The 18,356-nt window shown below is 54.8% G+C and carries 19 protein-coding genes and 1 tRNA gene; 15 read left to right on the top strand and 5 right to left on the bottom strand.

The annotated features are described in order from the left end of the window. Window positions 1–6: 6 nt before the first annotated feature. Window positions 7–348, bottom strand: coding sequence for a GntR family transcriptional regulator (locus tag ACILP4_RS03575; protein ID WP_395619456.1), 342 nt, complete (start codon window positions 346–348; stop codon window positions 7–9). A 57-nt stretch (window positions 349–405) separates the two neighbouring features. Further along, window positions 406–975, bottom strand: a complete 570-nt coding sequence (locus ACILP4_RS03570) for a nitroreductase (RefSeq protein ID WP_395619376.1) — start codon at window positions 973–975, stop codon at window positions 406–408. 133 nt (window positions 976–1,108) lie between these two features. On the opposite strand from ACILP4_RS03570, the gene ACILP4_RS03565 reads away from it, so the two are divergent. The 4 genes from ACILP4_RS03565 to ACILP4_RS03550 are packed head-to-tail and all read left to right on the top strand — an operon-like array spanning window position 1,109 to window position 6,126. Continuing rightward, window positions 1,109–2,710 carry a peptide MFS transporter gene (locus tag ACILP4_RS03565; RefSeq protein ID WP_395619375.1) on the top strand — a complete coding sequence of 534 codons (1,602 nt, stop codon included), beginning with the start codon at window positions 1,109–1,111 and terminating at the stop codon, window positions 2,708–2,710. A gap of 4 nt (window positions 2,711–2,714) precedes the next feature. Beyond that, window positions 2,715–4,112, top strand: a complete 1,398-nt coding sequence (locus tag ACILP4_RS03560) for an amidohydrolase (RefSeq protein WP_395619374.1) — start codon at window positions 2,715–2,717, stop codon at window positions 4,110–4,112. Next, window positions 4,109–5,401 carry an amidohydrolase family protein gene (locus ACILP4_RS03555; protein ID WP_395619373.1) on the top strand — a complete coding sequence of 431 codons (1,293 nt, stop codon included), beginning with the start codon at window positions 4,109–4,111 and terminating at the stop codon, window positions 5,399–5,401. The genes ACILP4_RS03560 and ACILP4_RS03555 overlap by 4 nt, the downstream gene beginning before the upstream one ends. A gap of 41 nt (window positions 5,402–5,442) precedes the next feature. Continuing rightward, the gene (locus tag ACILP4_RS03550; RefSeq protein ID WP_395619372.1) at window positions 5,443–6,126 is read left to right on the top strand and encodes an NnrU family protein; all 684 of its coding nucleotides are present in this window, start codon (window positions 5,443–5,445) and stop codon (window positions 6,124–6,126) included. Here ACILP4_RS03550 and ACILP4_RS03545 read toward each other — a convergent pair. Beyond that, complete coding sequence (locus ACILP4_RS03545; RefSeq protein WP_395619371.1) at window positions 6,123–7,118, bottom strand: aldo/keto reductase; 996 nt, start codon at window positions 7,116–7,118, stop codon at window positions 6,123–6,125. The two genes, ACILP4_RS03550 and ACILP4_RS03545, sit on opposite strands and share 4 nt — an antisense overlap. Next, the gene (locus ACILP4_RS03540; protein ID WP_395619370.1) at window positions 7,105–8,349 is read right to left on the bottom strand and encodes a dicarboxylate/amino acid:cation symporter; all 1,245 of its coding nucleotides are present in this window, start codon (window positions 8,347–8,349) and stop codon (window positions 7,105–7,107) included. The genes ACILP4_RS03545 and ACILP4_RS03540 overlap by 14 nt, the downstream gene beginning before the upstream one ends. A 96-nt stretch (window positions 8,350–8,445) precedes the next feature. Here ACILP4_RS03540 and glmM point away from each other — a divergent pair, with 96 nt between their 5' ends. The 10 genes from glmM to ACILP4_RS03490 all read left to right on the top strand — a co-directional run bounded on the left by glmM (window position 8,446) and on the right by ACILP4_RS03490 (window position 17,572). Beyond that, complete coding sequence (gene glmM, locus ACILP4_RS03535; RefSeq protein ID WP_395619369.1) at window positions 8,446–9,786, top strand: phosphoglucosamine mutase; 1,341 nt, start codon at window positions 8,446–8,448, stop codon at window positions 9,784–9,786. Further along, entirely contained in the window at window positions 9,786–10,928 is a 1,143-nt protein-coding gene (thiD, locus tag ACILP4_RS03530; RefSeq protein ID WP_395619368.1) for a bifunctional hydroxymethylpyrimidine kinase/phosphomethylpyrimidine kinase, read from the top strand. Before glmM ends, thiD begins: the two co-directional genes overlap by 1 nt. Next, window positions 10,925–11,506 carry a ribonuclease HII gene (locus ACILP4_RS03525; protein WP_395619367.1) on the top strand — a complete coding sequence of 194 codons (582 nt, stop codon included), beginning with the start codon at window positions 10,925–10,927 and terminating at the stop codon, window positions 11,504–11,506. The genes thiD and ACILP4_RS03525 overlap by 4 nt, the downstream gene beginning before the upstream one ends. 212 nt (window positions 11,507–11,718) lie before the next feature. After that, complete coding sequence (locus ACILP4_RS03520) at window positions 11,719–12,849, top strand: site-specific DNA-methyltransferase (protein WP_395619366.1); 1,131 nt, start codon at window positions 11,719–11,721, stop codon at window positions 12,847–12,849. Continuing rightward, a complete protein-coding gene (gene folP / locus ACILP4_RS03515; RefSeq protein ID WP_395619365.1) occupies window positions 12,846–13,952 on the top strand; it encodes a dihydropteroate synthase in 1,107 nt (368 codons plus the stop codon). Before ACILP4_RS03520 ends, folP begins: the two co-directional genes overlap by 4 nt. A 59-nt stretch (window positions 13,953–14,011) precedes the next feature. Continuing rightward, window positions 14,012–14,431, top strand: a complete 420-nt coding sequence (locus tag ACILP4_RS03510) for a DUF2177 family protein (RefSeq protein WP_395619364.1) — start codon at window positions 14,012–14,014, stop codon at window positions 14,429–14,431. Window positions 14,432–14,601: 170 nt separating this feature from the next. After that, window positions 14,602–14,736, top strand: coding sequence for an aa3-type cytochrome c oxidase subunit IV (locus ACILP4_RS03505; protein ID WP_395619363.1), 135 nt, complete (start codon window positions 14,602–14,604; stop codon window positions 14,734–14,736). Between the two features lie 3 nt (window positions 14,737–14,739). Beyond that, window positions 14,740–15,867, top strand: coding sequence for a Re/Si-specific NAD(P)(+) transhydrogenase subunit alpha (locus ACILP4_RS03500; RefSeq protein WP_395619455.1), 1,128 nt, complete (start codon window positions 14,740–14,742; stop codon window positions 15,865–15,867). 9 nt (window positions 15,868–15,876) lie between these two features. Beyond that, window positions 15,877–16,158 (top strand): NAD(P) transhydrogenase subunit alpha, encoded by a 282-nt coding sequence (locus ACILP4_RS03495; protein ID WP_125230306.1) that lies wholly within the window; start codon window positions 15,877–15,879, stop codon window positions 16,156–16,158. Between the two features lie 31 nt (window positions 16,159–16,189). Next, the gene (locus tag ACILP4_RS03490; protein WP_395619454.1) at window positions 16,190–17,572 is read left to right on the top strand and encodes an NAD(P)(+) transhydrogenase (Re/Si-specific) subunit beta; all 1,383 of its coding nucleotides are present in this window, start codon (window positions 16,190–16,192) and stop codon (window positions 17,570–17,572) included. Window positions 17,573–17,662: 90 nt separating this feature from the next. Here ACILP4_RS03490 and hspQ read toward each other — a convergent pair whose 3' ends face one another. After that, window positions 17,663–18,013 (bottom strand): heat shock protein HspQ, encoded by a 351-nt coding sequence (hspQ, locus tag ACILP4_RS03485; protein WP_395619453.1) that lies wholly within the window; start codon window positions 18,011–18,013, stop codon window positions 17,663–17,665. 132 nt (window positions 18,014–18,145) lie between these two features. Here hspQ and ACILP4_RS03480 point away from each other — a divergent pair. Further along, window positions 18,146–18,235, top strand: a tRNA-Ser gene (locus ACILP4_RS03480). Window positions 18,236–18,356 lie beyond the last annotated feature (121 nt).

Below are 18,356 nucleotides of genomic sequence, written 5' to 3'. Positions count from 1 at the left end.
TCGACGCTAAGACAGCGCGAGTAACTCTGCAGGATCAATGCCGGCGCGCTGCATCTGTGCCTTCACTTCGGGCCAGACATTCTCGATGAAATTGTCACGCTCAAAACTCCGCAGTTTTGCGGTCGCGCCGCGGGCCACAAACAAACCCACACCGCGTTTGACATCTACCAAGCCACTGTCCTGAAACAATTGATAAGCCTTGGCCACGGTCAGCGGATTTGCACCCTGAATTGCGGCAAATGCACGGACAGAGGGGAGCATTTCACCCTCTTTATATTTGCCGTCAAGGATAGCCGCAGCAATCACGTCACGTAATTTTAGGTAGACTGGTTTTACGTCATTTTTCATCACATGCTTACTGCCATAATACAGTATGGCGCGTCAAGCATGGGTGAGTCTATGCAGTCATGGCCATTGACGGATGATGTCGTTTGGCACGGGGCGTGGGCGCTCTTCTAAGCCAAGCGCTGGGGTGCCGATGAAGAACATGCCCGCGATCCGCTCCTCGCCCTGACAGATAGCGGCGTGCACCAGAGAATCATAGCTAGCCCATCCCGTGATCCAACTACCGACAAAGCCATGGGCATGTGCCGCATGGAGTAAATTCATGCCCACTGCGCCCACGCTCATTTCCTGCTCACACGGCGGAATTTTCAAGCTCTGTTGCGGGGCGAATATCAGCAAGATGAGCGTCGGGGCCATATGCGCCGAGGCAATTGCTGCCTCAATTTGCGCCGGGCGAGCGTCTGGATTTGCGGCGCAGAATGCTCTTTCCAATAACGCCGCAAAGGCCGAACGATCGGTAATCTCGACAAAACGCCACGGAAATAACTTGCCATGGTCGGGTGTGCGCATGGCAGTTCTTAGGATCAGATTCAGTGTTGTGCCGTCGGGACCAGGGGCGACCATGTCGCGTGGTTTACCTGAGCGGCGGGTTTCCAGATAGGTGGTAACAGAAGAAAGATCGTTGAACATGACCCTGCTGTTCGTCGAAAAGCTGTAACAAGCGCAACAAAATTCTTCACAGACCCGATTTTTCAGTTAGATGACGCAACAGAGAAAACAGGCGGCGAAGACCGTCCATTAAAGATTAATGAGGGGATTGCACATGGGGCTGAAAGACATTGCGCTTTGGCAGGAGCAGGACTGGATCACAGCGATTGCGGCTGCGGTTTTGGGTTTCTTCCTGCTTGGCGGGGCATATATCGCGACGCGAAAGGAGCCTGAGTTTGCCGGCCATCCGCGCGGTCTCTATGTTCTCTTTTTTGCAGAGATGTGGGAGCGTTTTTCCTATTATGGGATGCGTGCCCTGCTTATCCTATATCTTACAAAGCATTGGCTCTTTTCCGACGGCCAATCGAACCTGATCTATGGTGCCTATACCAGCCTTGTGTACATCACGCCGGTTCTCGGCGGGTGGCTTGCTGACCGGTATCTAGGCCAGCGTAAGGCGGTGGCATTCGGTGCAGTCCTTCTGACCTTTGGTCATGTCTTGATGGCATTTGAAGGTTTGGCGGGCGTTACCGACCCATTGGTGAAACAAGCGGATCCCGCGATCAACATATTCTGGCTAGCGTTGGCCTTCATCATTGTCGGCTCGGGCTTCCTTAAGGCCAATATCTCCGTGATTGTCGGCCAACTTTATCCGCGCACCGATGTGCGTCGTGACGGTGCTTATACCATCTTCTATATGGGCATTAATGTGGGCGCCGCGATCGGTACGATCTTTGCTGGTTATCTTGGTGAAACCTATGGCTGGTCTTATGGCTTTGGCGCTGCTGGTCTAGGCATGTTGCTTGGTCTGATCGTGTTTGTGTTCGGCAAGCCTTTGCTTATGGGCCGCGGCGAAGCGCCGGCTCCCATGACCAAGTCGACCGAATATGGTATTTATGGCGTCGGCCTTGCCGCTGTTGGCGCTATCTGGCTGCTGATCCAGTATCAGGGCTTTTATGGCTGGTTGTTGCTTGGCCTTGGCGTGCTGTTGCTCGGCTATGTGCTTTTGCAGTCGTTCAAGTTGGATGTAGAGGCGCGGCACCGCATCTATGCCATCCTTTTCTTGTTGGCGTTGCAGCCCCTGTTTTGGGCGCTGTTCGAACAGGCCGGTGGTAGTATGAACCTGTTCACCGACCGTTTTGTTGATCGTCAGGGCGTGCCGGCGTCGATTTTCCAGTCGATTAACCCAATCTACATCATCCTGCTGGGTCCAATCTTTGCGGGCCTATGGGTGTGGCTCGGCCGACGCGGACTGGAGCCTTCGACCCCTGCCAAATTCGGTATCGCGCTGGCGCAAATCGGCTTTGCCAACCTCGTTCTGGTCTGGGGTGCGAACAGCGTTGGTTCCGATACTCTGGTACCGGTGTTGTTCATCTTCGCCTTTTACCTATTCGCCACCACTGCAGAGCTTTGCCTCTCGCCTGTCGGGCTATCGGCGATGAACCGGCTTGCGCCGGCGACCATGGCGTCGCTAATCATGGGGGCTTGGTTCTTTGCGACTGCGGGCGGCAACTTCCTTGCTGGCGTCATTGGCGCTGCAACGGGCGGCCATGATGGTGCAATGACTCGTGAGGGCCTGATCAACGTTTATGAACAGATCGGTTATATAACTATTGCCATCGGCGTGGTCGTGCTTCTGGTATCACCTTTGGTGAAGCGCCTGATGCACCTTGACACGCTTAAGGACGAAGACACTGCAGAAGAAAAGGCAGCATAAGCATATGAAGAGCAATTTGCGTTGGTCGCTTCTGGCCGCTCCGCTGGCCTTGATGGCGTGTTCTAACGCCGAAGGTCCAAAGACCGTGTCCGCAAACCCTGCGGTAAAGCCAGCTGAAAAGGCTCCCGTGCCGTTTCCGTCAACATATAAGGCCTATCCCGGTGTCGCGACGGCCATTCGTAACGTCACCGTATATGATGGTGAAGGCGGCAAGATCGAGAACGGCGTGGTTTTTATGACCGGCGGCAAGTTCAGTAGCGTTGGTGGTCCAGACACGACTATTCCTTCGGGCGTGAATGTAATCGATGGGAAGGGTAAGTTTGTAACGCCTGGCATCATTGATATTCACTCCCATTTGGGTGACTATCCCACGCCATCGGTTGAGGCGCATAGCGACGGCAACGAAGCAACATCGCCCACGACGCCTGAAGTATGGGCCGAACATAGCGTATGGCCGCAAGACCCTGGTTTCAGCCGCGCACTCGCCAATGGTGGCGTAACGGCGCTGCAGGTATTGCCTGGTTCTGCAAACCTCATGGGTGGGCGGTCAGTTGTGCTGAAAAACGTCTATGCCCGCACCGTGCAGGGCATGAAGTTTCCCGACGCGCCTTATGGCATGAAAATGGCCTGCGGTGAAAATCCGAAGCGCGTTTACGGAAGCAAGGGGCGTATGCCATCAACACGCATGGGCAACATAGCCGTGAATAGGCAAACTTGGATCAAGGCGCAGGAATATAAGAAAAGGCGCGATAGCGGCAAAGAATATACCCGCGACATTGGCATGGAAACATTGGCAGGCGTATTGGATGGTGACATCTCGATCCAGAACCACTGCTATCGCGCCGATGAAATGGCAATCGTCCTCGATATGGCCAAGGAATTTGGTTATAAGGTATCAACATTCCACCATGCGGTCGAAAGCTACAAAATCGCTGATCTGTTGCGCGACAATGGCGTGTGTTCCGCGGTGTGGGCCGATTGGTGGGGCTTCAAGATGGAGGCGTATGACGCCATTCCTGAAAACGCCGCAATCCTCCATAATACGGGTGCCTGCGTCATCATCCATTCCGATGATGAAAACCAAATCCAGCGTTTGAACCAAGAAGCGGCAAAGGCGCAAGCCGATGGCCGTCGCATGGGTTTCAACATAAGCGATGCCGAAGTCATCAAATGGCTGACCTACAACCCTGCCAAGGCGCTTGGTATTGATGCAAAAACGGGCAGCTTGAAGGCCGGTAAAATGGCGGACCTTGTGTTGTGGAATGGCAACCCGCTGAGCGTTTACGCCCGGCCTGACAAGGTCTGGATCGATGGCGCGTTGATGTTTGACTCAAGCAATCCTAAATTACGTCCGGTCAGCGATTTTGAGCTTGGCCAACCCGGTGAAGGAGATGTGAAATGAGGCATTTCCTCTATGCTGCCGCTGCATTGGCAGCCTTTGCAACGCCAGTTGCTGCCGAAACCATTGCCATAACGGGGGGGCGCGTCGTGGTCGGAGATGGCAGTGCGCCGATTGAAGGCGGTACTGTCGTCATCCGCGACGGCAAAATCGTTGCTGCGGGTGCCACTGTTGCCATACCGTCCGGCGCACGTCAGATTGACGCCGCGGGCAAATGGGTAACGCCGGGTGTGTTTGCTGGTTTCTCCCGCCTTGGCCTAGCTGAAGTGGATGCGGTCAACGGCACCAATGACAAGAGTGGCGGCCGAAGTGGATTTTCCGCCGCTATCGACGTTGCGCCGGCCATCGACCCATTTCGGTCGCCCTTTGCTGTAAACCGTTCTGCGGGTGTAACGCGCGCAGTGGTTGCGCCAGAGTCTGCAGACAGTATCTTTGCAGGTCAGGGCGCCATTGCGGACCTTGGGGCAGATAGTAACCCAGTCACAAAAGTCCGCGCTTTCCAATTTGCCGAGTTCGGTGAAGAGGGTGCTGCATCTGCGGGTGGAAGCCGTGCGGGAACGCATCTGCACTTCCGCGCCATGCTCCGTGAAGCGCAAGATTATGCCGCAGGACGCGGCACATTTGATGACGATTTGCTGAAGGCTGAGGATGCGAAAGCGTTATTGTCTGTCCTTCGCGGTGACACCCGTTTGCTCATCCATGTTGAAGGCGCAAATGACATGCTGCGCCTTATGGAATTGAAGCGGGAATTTCCGGCAATTAAAATGGTATTTGTAGGCGTGAGCGAGGGATGGCGGGTCGCCCCCGAACTCGCAAAAGCGGGCATTCCTGTGATCGCGTCCGCGCTCAATGATTTGCCAGCAACCTTCGAAATGCTGGGCGCGACGCAAAGCAATATTGGGCGTATGAAGGATGCCGGTGTTCAGGTTGCCATTGGTATGATCAACGACCGGGATTCCCATCAATTGCGCTACACAACGCAATATGCGGGTAACATTGTCAGCCTTCAATATGTGCCCGGGGCGACAGGTCTGACCTGGGATGAAGCTTTTGCTGCTATCAGCTCGGTTCCTGCCGAAATCATGGGCATTGGTGACCGTCTTGGCAGCTTGAAAGTCGGTAGAGCCGCAGATGTCGTTGTTTGGGATGGCGACCCGCTCGAGCTTTCCAGTGCTGCCACTATGGTTATCATCGACGGTGTGGAGCAACCGCTCGGCAATCGTCAAAATCGCCTGCGTGACCGTTATGCGCGTCCCACGGAAGGTGATTTGCCAAAGGCATATGATCGTTGATAAAATGATGCTTTAACAAATGGATGTAGCTGGATCGGGAGATGGCTGTGGGCGATTATCTAACATTGACTGTCGCAAGTCTATTGTACGTTGGTAGCCATTTCCTGATGTCACATCCGTTGCGCGCAATACTTGTTGGTCGCTTCGGGATGAATGGGTTTATGACCTTCTATTCGGCCATATCGCTCCTTACATTTGTGTGGATGATTATCGCATTCGGACGTGCGCCCAAAGCGGATGGTCTTTGGCCTGTGGGTGACATTGTCTGGATAGTAGCCAGCGTGCTTACGCTCGTGGCGTCTGTTTTATTTGCAGGTTCTTTCATCCGTAACCCATCTCTCCCCGGAGTGCCGGCCGCATTGGCCGCACAAACGCCCTCAGGGGTGTTTAAGGCCACTAGGCATCCCATGATGTGGGGCTTTGCTTTATGGGGGGTAGGACATATTCTCGTCGCACCGCGCATCGACAATTTCATCTTTGCAGGCAGCCTCGTCTTTTTGGCCCTAGCGGGATCCAAGGCGCAAGAAATTAAAAAGCGCAACCTGATGGGTGGTCAGTGGGCAAAGTGGTTGCGCAGCACATATTTCTTTGTCCGCCCCGCGGCACTTTTGCGAGCAGGCATTGGCCCTTGGCTTTTGGGGATTTTAATCTGGGTCATCGCCACGTGGGCGCACCCTTTTTGGGGCGTAGGCGGCGCTGGCCTGTTTCGCTGGTTGGGTTCCTAAAGCCGAACCATCTTCATGCCGCGCTCGCCATAGCGCGGACCCGACGTGCCACCACGCGGGGCTGCCGAATCCAACTTGGCAAGGTCATCGGCATCAAGCGTAATGTCGCTGGCTCTTGCGCTGTCTTCCATCGTTACGCGCCGTTTGAAGCCGGGGATGGGCACGATGTCGCTACCTTGCGCTAATATCCATGCCAAAGCGATTTGTGCGTGTGACGCATCATGCTTGGTGGCAATCTCCCCCACGACGTCGACAATGGCCAGGTTCACTGCAAAATTGTCGCCTTGAAAGCGGGGGTCTTGCCGCCGCCAGTCATTTTCGGGCAATGCATCAAGGCTTCGGAAAGCACCTGTAAGAAATCCGCGACCGAGTGGCGAGTATGGTACAAAGCCGATGCCAAGCGCGCGGCACGTCGGCAGAATGTCATCCTCAATATCCCGTTCCCACAGCGAATATTCGCTCTGCAACGCAGAAATCGGTGCAACTGCGGCTGCACGACGCAACGTTTCTGGGCCAGCTTCGGACAGGCCGATATGCTTGATCTTGCCTTCGGTTATCAGGTCAGCCATCGCGCCGACGGTCTCTTCAATTGGCACATTGGGATCGACGCGATGTTGGTAATATAGGTCAAGGCAATCGATGCCGAGGCGTTTCAACGTGCCTTCAACCGCAGTCTTGGCGTTTGCAGCTGAGCCATCCACGCCGACAATATTGCTGCTATCAAATTTGAAGCCGAATTTGCTGGCGATGATGAGGCCTTCGCGTTTTCCCTTAATCGCTTGGCCTACCAATTCCTCATTCTGGAACGGACCATAAATCTGCGCCGTGTCGAAAAAGTTGATGCCAAGGTCGATTGCGCGGTGGATCGTCTTAATCGCCTCATCCGGGTCGGCATCTTGGCCATAAGTGATGTTGCCGCCCTTTATCATCGGCATACAGCCAACGCCGAGCGCGGATACTTTTAGCCCATGGCTAAGTTCACGATATTGCATCGGCTTTGTCCTTCTCAGATGCCTCTATGGCCGTCGCAAGCGCCACGTCCATTTGCACATTGCCAGTGGTGCGGAAGATATCGGGCAGTGTTTCGACAGCAATCAGCAGAGCCAAAGGTTCAATTGGAATCCCGAGCGCCAAGCAGATAGGGGCGATGGACGTCACGAAGCTAACCGATCCTGGTAGGCTGACAGCGCCCATAGAGGTCAACGCAGCAATAAAAATTGCAAAGCCATAATCGAAACCGCTGAGCTCCACCCCAAACCAGTTTGCAACATACAGCGCGACCGCCAAGTTCATAGCTGGCCCAGTGACGCGCAACAAAGCGACGGCCATCGGCAGAACCAATCCAGCGGTCGATTCCCTTACGCCCAGCGCCTCTGCCTTTTTCAACATCAGCGGCAAGCTCGCGAGCGACGATTGTGTTGATACGGCAAAGGCCTGCACGGGCGCGATCTGCCGGGCATATTCGCGCAAGCGCACCTTGCCGGCAAACACGGCGACCAGATAGGCGAAGCCGCCAACGATGATGCCGACGATGGAAACTGTAACGATATAATGTGCAACTGCGCCAAGTGCCGCAAGACCGGATCGTGCGCCAACGACAAAAGCCAAGGCAAATACGCCTATGGGTGCGAGTTTGAGCACCCATTCAATGACAATGACCATGGCATCGGCGAGCGCGCTGAAAAAACCTGCCATTTGCGCCCTTGGGCCCTGCGTGAGACGCGTAACCGCAAAGGCGAATACTAAAGTGAAGATCAGAAGCGGTAGGATAGAATCATTGGCTGCAGAAGCAATGGGATTGGTCGGCACCAATGCGACGAGAAAATCGCGCAACGGAGGCTGCTCTGCTACCGCAGGGACGCCTGTAAGCGCCGCACGTAACGCAGCCGCACTTTCCGCTGGCATGGGCCAGATGGATAGCAATGATGGCGTCAACAGAGCTCCCATGGCCGCAGAGAGACCCATCATGACGACAATCCACGTTACTGTACGCGCAGCCATCGGACCGGCGCGGGCAGCCTCGGCGCTTTTGACGATGCCGGTAATCAGTAGCGCCACGACCAAAGGCACCACGGTCATGCGAAGGCCATTAAGCCACAAGGAGCCGACAATATCGAGCCAATAGGCGATTTGCGTGCCTATAAAGGGCACTTGTGCGGCGGCGAAAATTCCAAGGGCAAGCCCAATGACGAGCGCGAGGAGAATACGTGTAGCGTTTGACATAGCATCGGGCCTTGCCAGCCTGTTGCTCCCTATGCAAGGGAGAGGCTTAGCGGCACGAAAAAATCAAATAACGACCGCAAAAGAGCAGGGACGTACATGGCGCGAAAATATTTTGGTACAGACGGCATCAGGGGGCGTAGTAACGCGGGTGCCATGACGCCGGAAATGGCAATGAAAGTCGGTCAAGCAGCGGGCACGCATTTTCTTCGTGGCGGTCATAAGCATCGCGTTGTTATTGGTAAAGACACACGCCTTTCCGGCTATATGATTGAAAATGCGCTTGTCGCCGGATTTACCAGCGTTGGCATGGACGTGGTCCAGTTTGGTCCGATTCCAACGCCAGCTGTTGCATTGCTCACGCGGTCGATGCGCGCCGATTTGGGCGTGATGATTTCGGCCAGCCACAACCCGTATGAGGATAATGGCATCAAGCTGTTCGGTCCTGACGGCTATAAACTGTCTGACGCGGACGAACTGGCGATTGAGGCTTTGTTGGATGGGCCGCTTCCATTAGCGGACGCGGCTGATGTAGGGCGGGCGCGGCGTATTGAAGACAGCCGGGGCCGCTATATTCATGCGATAAAGGCATCTGTGCCGGAGCATATCCGTTTTGACGGTCTGCACGTTGTGCTCGATTGCGCCAATGGTGCGGCTTATCAAGTCGCTCCGACCGCGATTTGGGAACTGGGCGCGAAGGTTACGGCCATTGGCATTGACCCGAATGGCAAGAACATCAATCACAAGGTCGGCTCCACACATGTTGTAACTTTGCAGGAAACTGTGGTTGCAGCGGGCGCCGATATCGGCATTGCGCTTGACGGCGACGCTGACCGCTTGATCGTCGTGGACGAACATGGCCGCGTAGTTGATGGCGACCAGATTATGGCATTGCTTGGTTCCGCAATGAACCGCAGCGGCAAGCTGACGGGCGGGGGTATTGTCGCGACGGTGATGTCCAATTTGGGCCTTGAACGGTATCTGGAGACGCAGGATTTGCGCCTCATTCGCGCCAAAGTCGGTGATCGCTATGTTCTGGAAGAAATGCGCAAGCACGGCATCAATGTCGGCGGAGAGCAATCAGGTCATATGATCATGCTGGATCATGCAACGACGGGCGATGGCACCATTGCGGCGTTGCAGGTGCTGACCCAGCTTGTCGCGAGCGGCAAGCCAGCGAGTGAAGTGCTGCACTTGTTCGATCCCGTTCCCCAATTGCTTAAAAATGTCCGTTTTTCGGGTGGCAAGCCGCTTGATAATCCAGATGTTCAGGCCGTTATTGCAAAGGCCGAGGCCGAACTGGTGGGCAATGGCCGTTTGGTTATTCGCCCATCGGGGACTGAGCCAGTCATCCGCGTAATGGCGGAAGGCGATGACGCCGCGCAGGTTGAGCGTATTGTCGACAGCATTTGCGACGCGGTTAGGATCGCTGCATCCTGATGACCACAGGCCGGCCCGCCCGCATATTGATTATCGCTGGGTCAGACAGCGGTGGCGGCGCAGGGATTCAGGCGGATATTAAAACGGTTACCATGCTGGGTGGCCATGCCATGACGGCGGTGACCGCGATTACCGCGCAAAACACGCTCGGCGTTGACGCCGTGCACATGATCCCGACGCAAATGGTGATTGATCAAATCAGCGCCGTTGTGAGTGATATTGGCGTTGACGCTGTTAAAATTGGGATGATCGGCAATGCGGACACGGCAAATGCGGTCGCGGATAGCTTGGCGGCTTTATACTGCCCGATCATATTCGATCCCGTCATGGTCGCGACGAGCGGCGCGGTTTTGGCGGATGCGGATACCATAGCAGCTTTCGAACGGCTGATGCGGCTTGCCACGCTGACGACACCTAACTTGCCGGAATTGGACGCTTTGGGCGGTAAGGATGCTTTGCTAGCTCGGGGTTTTCCCTTGCTGATCAAGGGCGGTCACGCCGACGGCGATAACATCATCGACACGCTGCATCTCACGCCTGGGCAGAGCGAAAGCTGGAGCGATGCGCGCATACAGACACAGAGCACGCATGGCACGGGGTGCACATTGGCTTCGGCCATTGCAACGGGACTAGGGCAGGGGATGGAGCTTGTGCCCGCAATAGCGCGCGCGCGCCTGTTCGTGCGGCTCGCCTTGCGCGACGCGCCGGGGTTTGGACAAGGCCATGGTCCGATGGGGCATCAATTGGTGCGTGAGGATGCGATGGTCGCTGGCCCGTCGCTCAATCATGTAACTGTGGGATGCCGCGATTATGCCGCGTCCGTAAACTTTTATAAGTCGCTTGGGCTGGATTTGATCGTCGATAGCCCGTCCAGTGGCTACGCCCGATTTGAAGCACCCAATGGCGTCACTTTTTCCATACATCTCAGTGAAAACGTCGCGTCATTGACCATAGTCTATTTTGAAAGCAAACGCCTCGATGCGTGGGTAACAGAGCTGGCCAGCCAAGGCTTTGCGTTTGAACAGCTGCCGCAGGATGAAAGCTGGGGTTGGCGTGAGGCCCGTTTGCTGGATCCCGCTGGGAACATTGTTTGCCTTTATAAAGCTGGCGAAAACCGGCGCTATCCTGATTGGCGGATATGATCTTCGGCGTAGATGAGGCGGGACGTGGGCCGCTTGCTGGGCCGGTGGTCGCAGCTGCGGTGCTGTTAAGCAAACCCCGGCCTTCGGGGCTGGACGACAGCAAAAAACTAACCGCTGCGCGCCGTGCGGAGTTGGAGGCTACGATCAAGCGCCGCTGCCAATGGGCGATAGGCGTTGTCGAGGTGGAGGATATTGACCGCCTGAACATATTCGGCGCAACAATGTTGGCTATGACTTTGGCGGTTGATGCCTTGTGCTCGAAGCTTGGCAGCGACCCGATTGAGGTGTTGGTTGACGGAAACATGACGCCTGCTGGCCGACGCCCCGAATGGCGCTGGCCAGCACGGGCTATCGTCGGTGGCGATGCAATTGAACCTTGCATTTCGGCAGCCTCGATCATTGCCAAAGAGCATCGTGACCGGATGATGTATGCAGCCGCGCAGCAGCACCCACATTATGGTTGGGAAAAGAATAAGGGCTATGGCACGCCCGACCATATGGCCGCGCTGCAGGCGCATGGTCCGACGCCTTTGCACCGGAAAAGCTTCGCGCCTGTCGCTCAACTGCTTCTGCTGTAACTTTTTTTGGGCAGTGAGTCCTTCGGGTAACACCACTAGGGGTTGAGTCTGTCGAGATTCGCAAGACTCCACATCTTGTGCCGGACTCGTTTCGTTCCGCTTATATGATGGCTCTACGCCCGCTACACCTTGGATTCCATAAGCATCAATGACCTTGACCCAAGGGCCGCGCTGACTCATCGCAGCTTAATAAGCGCCAAAGGGAGCAGGCAATGGGTGTTATTGAGAAAATTAGACCAGCAACAAAAGCGAAGCTGGCACCGGCACCTGAACTGCCGCGCAATCAGATTTTGCGGATGGACTGCATTGAGGCGATGCGCTCTTTGCCCGATTGCTCCATCGACATGGTCTTTGCTGATCCGCCCTATAATTTGCAGCTTGGCGGCGATTTGTTGCGTCCGGACAATAGTAAGGTTGATGCCGTTGATGACGAATGGGACAAATTCGCAAGTTTCGCCATTTATGACAAATTCACGCGCGAATGGTTGGCCGAGGCGCGCCGTATTTTGAAGCCGAACGGCTCGCTTTGGGTCATTGGCAGCTATCACAATATTTTCCGCGTTGGCACGGCAGTGCAGGATGCGGGATATTGGATCCTCAACGACATCGTCTGGCGCAAGTCGAACCCAATGCCCAATTTCAAGGGCACACGCTTCACCAATGCGCATGAGACGCTGATCTGGGCGTCGAAAAGCGAGAAGTCGAAATATACCTTCAACTATCGGGCGATGAAGACGTTGAATGACGAACTTCAAATGCGGTCCGATTGGTTAATTCCCATTTGTGGCGGGCAGGAGCGGTTGAAGCGCAATGGTGTGAAGGCACATCCGACGCAAAAGCCGGAAGCGCTTTTGTATCGCATATTGCTGGCTTGTACGAAACCTGGTGACGTGGTGCTTGATCCGTTTTTCGGAACCGGAACAACGGGCGCGGTTGCCCGCCGCCTCGGCCGTGACTGGATTGGCTGTGAGCGCGAATCCGTCTATTGCGAAGTTGCCGAGGAGCGCATTGCCGCAGCATTGCCGTTGGATGAAAGCGCTATCAAAACCATGCAGTCGCCAAAGTCAGCGCCAAAGGTCGCCTTTGGCCAATTGGTCGAGGCTGGTTATCTCAATCCCGGCACGAAGCTATTTGACCGCAAGCGTCAGTTTGAGGCGACCGTGCGCGCCGATGGCTCTATCTTGTGCGGCGTGGTGGACGGTTCGATTCACAAAGTCGGTTCGAGCATTCAAAACGCGCCAAGCTGCAATGGATGGACCTATTGGCATTATGCAGCGCCCGATGGTGCGATGAAGCCGATTGATGACCTGCGCCAAACCTATTTGCTCGCAACTGAGCCGTGACAAAAATCTATCTTCGTCCCACTGGTTTTGTCGAAAGCCCCCAGCGGAACGAGGGTGAAAGTTTGCGCTTGGCGGGAACCACGCTGTGGTTCTCGCAAATCGAGTATATTACACGCGACATAACATCAACGCAGCGGCAGTTGGTGCCGGTTCGGGAATGGGATGCTTTCGCAGCGGCACTCCCGCAGCCTGCGCGCGAGCGCTGCGGGTTGTTGCTTCAACGCATAACTGTTTCACGCGCTGAACTACATATGGGTACGCGCAGGATTAGCCTTGATCAGCCACAGGTCATGGCGATTATCAACGCGACCCCAGACAGCTTTTCAGATGGCGGCAAAAACCTAGATCCGGAAATTGCGGCCGAAGCGGCTTTCGCCATGTTGCGCGCTGGCGCGGTCATTATTGATGTTGGCGGGGAATCTACGCGGCCCGGTGCGCCTTTGATCGGGGAGGGTGATGAGCTAAATCGCGTCGCGCCGTTGATCCGCAGCTTAGCCGAGGCTGGCGCAGCTGTCTCGATTGACACGCGCAAGGCGTCGGTGATGGAGGGCGCATTGCAAGCTGGCGCGTCGTTGATCAATGACATTTCGGCGCTGTTATACGACGACCGCTCCTTAGAAGTCGCGCGCAAGTGCAATGCTCCCGTCGTTCTCATGCACGCCCCAAGCCAAGGCGTCGACCCGCATAAAGACGGCCATTATGATGATGTCGTCTATGATGTGTTCGACTGGCTTGAACAGCGCGTTTCCGAGGTTGAGGCCGCAGGGTTGTCGCGTGATAAGATATTGATCGATCCGGGTATCGGGTTCGGAAAGACACTCGCTGACAATCTGGCGATCATTAATAATCTGGCAATCTATCATGGACTGGGTTGCGCCTTATTGTTTGGCGCAAGCCGCAAAAGACTGATTGGTGCGCTATCGAATGCAGAAGATGTAAAGGATCGCCTTGGTGGTTCAATCTTCCTTGCCATGAAAGCGGTGGAGCAGGGCGCGCATATTGTTCGCGTCCATGACGCCGCCGAAACTGTACAGGCTATTCAGGTCTGGCGTGGCCTTCGGGATGCAGCATGGATGGAACCTATACAGCCTACAGCCATTTGACTGCCTTGACCCTGCTTTCATCGTTTGGCAGTTTTGGTCAATATTAAGGGGGATTTGAGATGCTTATGAAATATATCATCGGGTACATTGCAACTGGCATTGCATTTGCAGTCATCGACAGTGTCTGGCTTCGGACCATGTATACGCGCCTATATCAGCCAGAAATCGGCGAATTATTGATGAAGGGCGGCTTTCGCATGGGGCCGGCGATCATATTCTATCTGCTGTATATTTTGGGCATGATGATCTTCGCTGTCGGGCCAGCGTTGTTGACCGGCAAATGGCAGACCGCACTCATTTGGGGCGCGTTGATGGGCTTCTTTTGTTATATGACTTATGACTTGACCAATTATGCCACGTTGAAAGTGTGGAGCACGAAAGTCACCATCCTCGATATCATTTGGGGGACATTCCTGACAGGCTCGGCCTCTTTGGTGGGCTTTTGGATCACGCAAGCTTTATTGGGCAAGAATGTCTAATCCGCTGGACAAGCCTCGCGGCAATTGTCGTTGGCACTGCGCAGAATTATAAAGCCGTCGAGTTAAAGTGCCGATTTCGGCGCGATAACATTTTCTTTGTTCAACGCGCTTGAGCATTAGAAAATCAACAGTTAAAGCCCAGGAATGATATTTTTAATACGGAGGCTGTTTTGGCAAACAATCACGACCTAGGACCTGCAAAAGAAACCTATGCGGGTTTCATCGCGCTTTTCAAATGGGGCACAATATTGTCGGTGGTTGTCACCGCGATAGTGGTTCTGATAATCGCTAGTCGCGCGGGCTGAATGGTGAAAATCGCTGTCCTGAAGGAAGCCACCCAAGGCGAAGCCCGCGTTTCTGCCTCACCTGAAACCGTCAAGAAATTCATCGCATTAGGTGCGACTATTTCGATTGAGAAGGGTGCGGGCGCAGGGGCATCCATTAGTGATAGCGATTATGAAAATGCGGGCGCTTCAGTCGGCAATCTGGCTGCTGTCCTAAAGGACGCAGACATTGTACTTGGTGTACAAGGACCAGATCCCAAGGCGCTGAAGGGCATGAAATCCGGCGCGTGGTTGGTTGCGGGGCTCGACCCTTTTGGTCAACGTGCACGCGTGGATGCCTACGCTAAGCTAGGCGTAGAAGCGCTGGCGATGGAATTCATGCCGCGGATTACGCGGGCCCAGTCGATGGACATATTGTCGTCGCAGTCGAACCTCTCGGGCTATAAAGCGGTCATTGAGGCGGCTTCGGTCTATGGCCGCGCCTTTCCGATGATGATGACTGCTGCTGGCACGGTGAGCGCGGCCAAGGCGTTTATCATGGGCGTTGGCGTTGCCGGGCTTCAGGCGATTGCCACAGCGCGCCGACTGGGCGCGCAAGTATCGGCAACCGACGTACGTTCGGCGACTAAAGAACAAATTGAATCCTTAGGCGCCAAGGCGATTTTCGTTGAGAATGTTGCTGGCATTGAGGGCGAGGGCGCTGGTGGCTATGCGACCGAAATGTCGGATGAGTATAAGGCGGCGCAAGCCGAACTGGTCTCCGCGCATATCGCCAAGCAAGACATTGTCATTACAACTGCCTTGATCCCGGGCCGCGCAGCACCGCGTCTGGTGTCCGACGCGCAAATCGCAAGCATGAAGCCAGGCTCGGTCATTTTCGATCTTGCCGTTGCGCAGGGCGGCAATGTGGAAGGTTCAAAAGCTGACGAAATCGTCATCAAGCATGGTGTGAAAATTATCGGCTATAGCAACACGCCAGCGCATTTGGCGGCGGATGCATCGGCGCTCTATGCGCGCAACCTGTTCAACTTCCTCTCCGCTTTTTGGGATAAGGAAGCTGGCAAGCCTGTGTTGCCGGATGAAGATGAAATTACCGCAGCAATTCGCCTGACCAAAGATGGCAAGGTCGTGAATGATCGCCTGTTGGCGTAAGGGGGCATAATGGACTTTATTTCAATCTTATCCATCTTCGTGATGGCCTGTTTCGTTGGCTATTATGTCGTTTGGTCAGTCACCCCCGCTTTGCACACGCCCTTGATGGCGGTTACGAACGCGATTTCTTCGGTCATCATCGTCGGCGCGTTGATCGCGGCGGCGGCAGGTGGTTCACCGACCGCGAAATGGCTTGGCCTGATCGCCGTGGCATTGGCCAGCGTTAATATTTTCGGCGGCTTTGCGGTAACGGCGCGCATGCTAGCAATGTACAAGAAAAAGGAGCGTTAAGTTGGAACATACTGCTCCTTCTGCATGGGTCATGCTCGCTTATTTGATTTCGGGCGTATTCTTCATTTTGGCACTGCGCGGATTGTCTTCGCCTGCCACATCACAGAGCGGCAACCGCTTTGGTATGGCTGGTATGTTGATCGCCGTTGTCACGACGTTGGTCACACACGAAGTCGCATCATTGCCTGAAATTCTGGGCGCAATCGCCATTGGTGGCGGCATTGGCTGGGTCACGGCGCGTAAGATCGCCATGACCGACATGCCGCAGCTTGTCGCTGCGTTCCACTCGCTCGTTGGTATGGCCGCAGTGCTTGTTGCCGCTGCCGCGTTTCTTAACCCCGGTGCCTTCGGCATCCTTGGCGAAGATGGCCTTATCAACCCTGTTAGCCGGGTTGAAATGGGCTTAGGTATCGCGATTGGTGCAATCACTTTCTCCGGTTCCGTCATTGCTTTCCTGAAGCTGGCGGGAAAAATGTCGGGTGCGCCAATCCTTTTGCCGCTGCGCCATGTCATCAACTTGGGAACTTTGGCGGCAATCCTTGGTCTCATCGGTTATTTCACCGTGGACCAAAGTCCTTGGATATTCTGGACCGTTACGGCGCTTGCTTTCCTCATCGGTTTTTTGCTCATCATCCCCATCGGCGGTGCGGATATGCCCGTCGTGGTGTCGATGCTAAACAGCTATTCCGGTTGGGCAGCTGCCGCCATGGGCTTTACGTTGCATAACACCGCTATGATTATCACAGGCGCGCTTGTGGGCTCGTCTGGTGCTATCCTTTCCTACATCATGTGCAAGGCCATGAACCGCAGCTTCATCAGCGTTATCGCTGGCGGCTTTGGCGCAGAGGCGGCTGTATCGGGTGGCGAAGCCAAAGAACAGCGTCCATGGAAGCGCGGCTCTGCCGAAGATGCAGCTTATATGATGCAACAGGCCGAAAGCGTCATCATTGTGCCCGGTTACGGCATGGCGGTTGCGCAGGCGCAGCATATATTGCGTGAAATGGCCGATGTTCTGAAGAAACAGGGCGTAAGTGTAAAATATGCCATTCACCCTGTTGCCGGACGTATGCCCGGCCATATGAACGTTTTGTTGGCTGAGGCATCGGTGCCTTATGACGAAGTTTTCGAGCTTGAGGATATTAACAGCGAATTTGCGCAAGCCGATGTCGCCTTCATCATTGGCGCCAACGACGTTGTGAACCCAGCGGCGAAAACCGACAAGACTTCCCCCATTTATGGCATGCCTGTGTTCGACGTGGACAAGGCAAAGACTGTGTTCTTCGTAAAGCGGTCGATGGGCGGCGTTGGCTATGCTGGTGTCGACAATGACGTCTTCTACATGGATCAAACCATGATGCTTCTCGCCGATGCGAAGAAGATGTGCGAAGACATAGTCAAAGCCTTGCAGCACTAAGGATCGGAATGCACGGCACGTCGCTCTAGCGGAAGCTTGGGTGACGTGCGGCTTGCGCAGACAGGCGAATTAGGCGCCAACCTGCGCCCCTTACTGTCGCATGAGCCTTTTCAGTTGATATTGATCGCCATTCCAACCTTCAAAAACCGCATCAATGCCAGGGTGGTTGATTGGCCCTTGCTGATGGTCAGCAAGTAAATTCTGCTGGCTCACATAAGCGATGTAGCTGCTTTCCGCATTTTCGGCGAACAGATGGTAAAATGGCTGCTCTTTTGAAGGTCGTACCGGTTCCGGTATGGACTGGTACCATTCCTCGCTATTGGCAAAAACAGGGTCAATGTCGAACACCACGCCACGAAAATCGAATATGCGATGGCGTACAACGTCCCCTATGGAAAACGCCGTTTTAACAATGTCGGGTGGAGCTATTGGACCATTCATGTCCACAATATGATAGCTTCTTGGGTGCAAATCAACCTTGTGGCTTGGCAAAGCGAAAAACTTCAGTTAATGGCCCCGCTCTGTCATAGAGATGCGCCGTTTTTGCGGCAATGACCAGTCCCTATGAACTGCGGAGAGATGGCTGAGTGGTCGAAAGCACCGCACTCGAAATGCGGCGTGCCGGTGACGGTACCTAGGGTTCGAATCCCTATCTCTCCGCCAACGCATCGAGTTGCGAAACAAACTGTCTCCGCTGGCCTTGGTCCGTGGGCATGGCGTCGTGAAACCCGTTGAATTTCTGTCGTTTTTGGGTGGAATAGCTCTCCACTGCCGCTTAGCCACC

It is taken from the genome of Sphingorhabdus sp. (genome assembly GCF_044239045.1).
Classification (GTDB): Bacteria; Pseudomonadota; Alphaproteobacteria; order Sphingomonadales; family Sphingomonadaceae; genus Sphingorhabdus_B.
The sequence above is the reverse complement of the archived record's forward strand: the minus strand, read 5'-3'. Positions and strand labels throughout refer to the sequence as shown.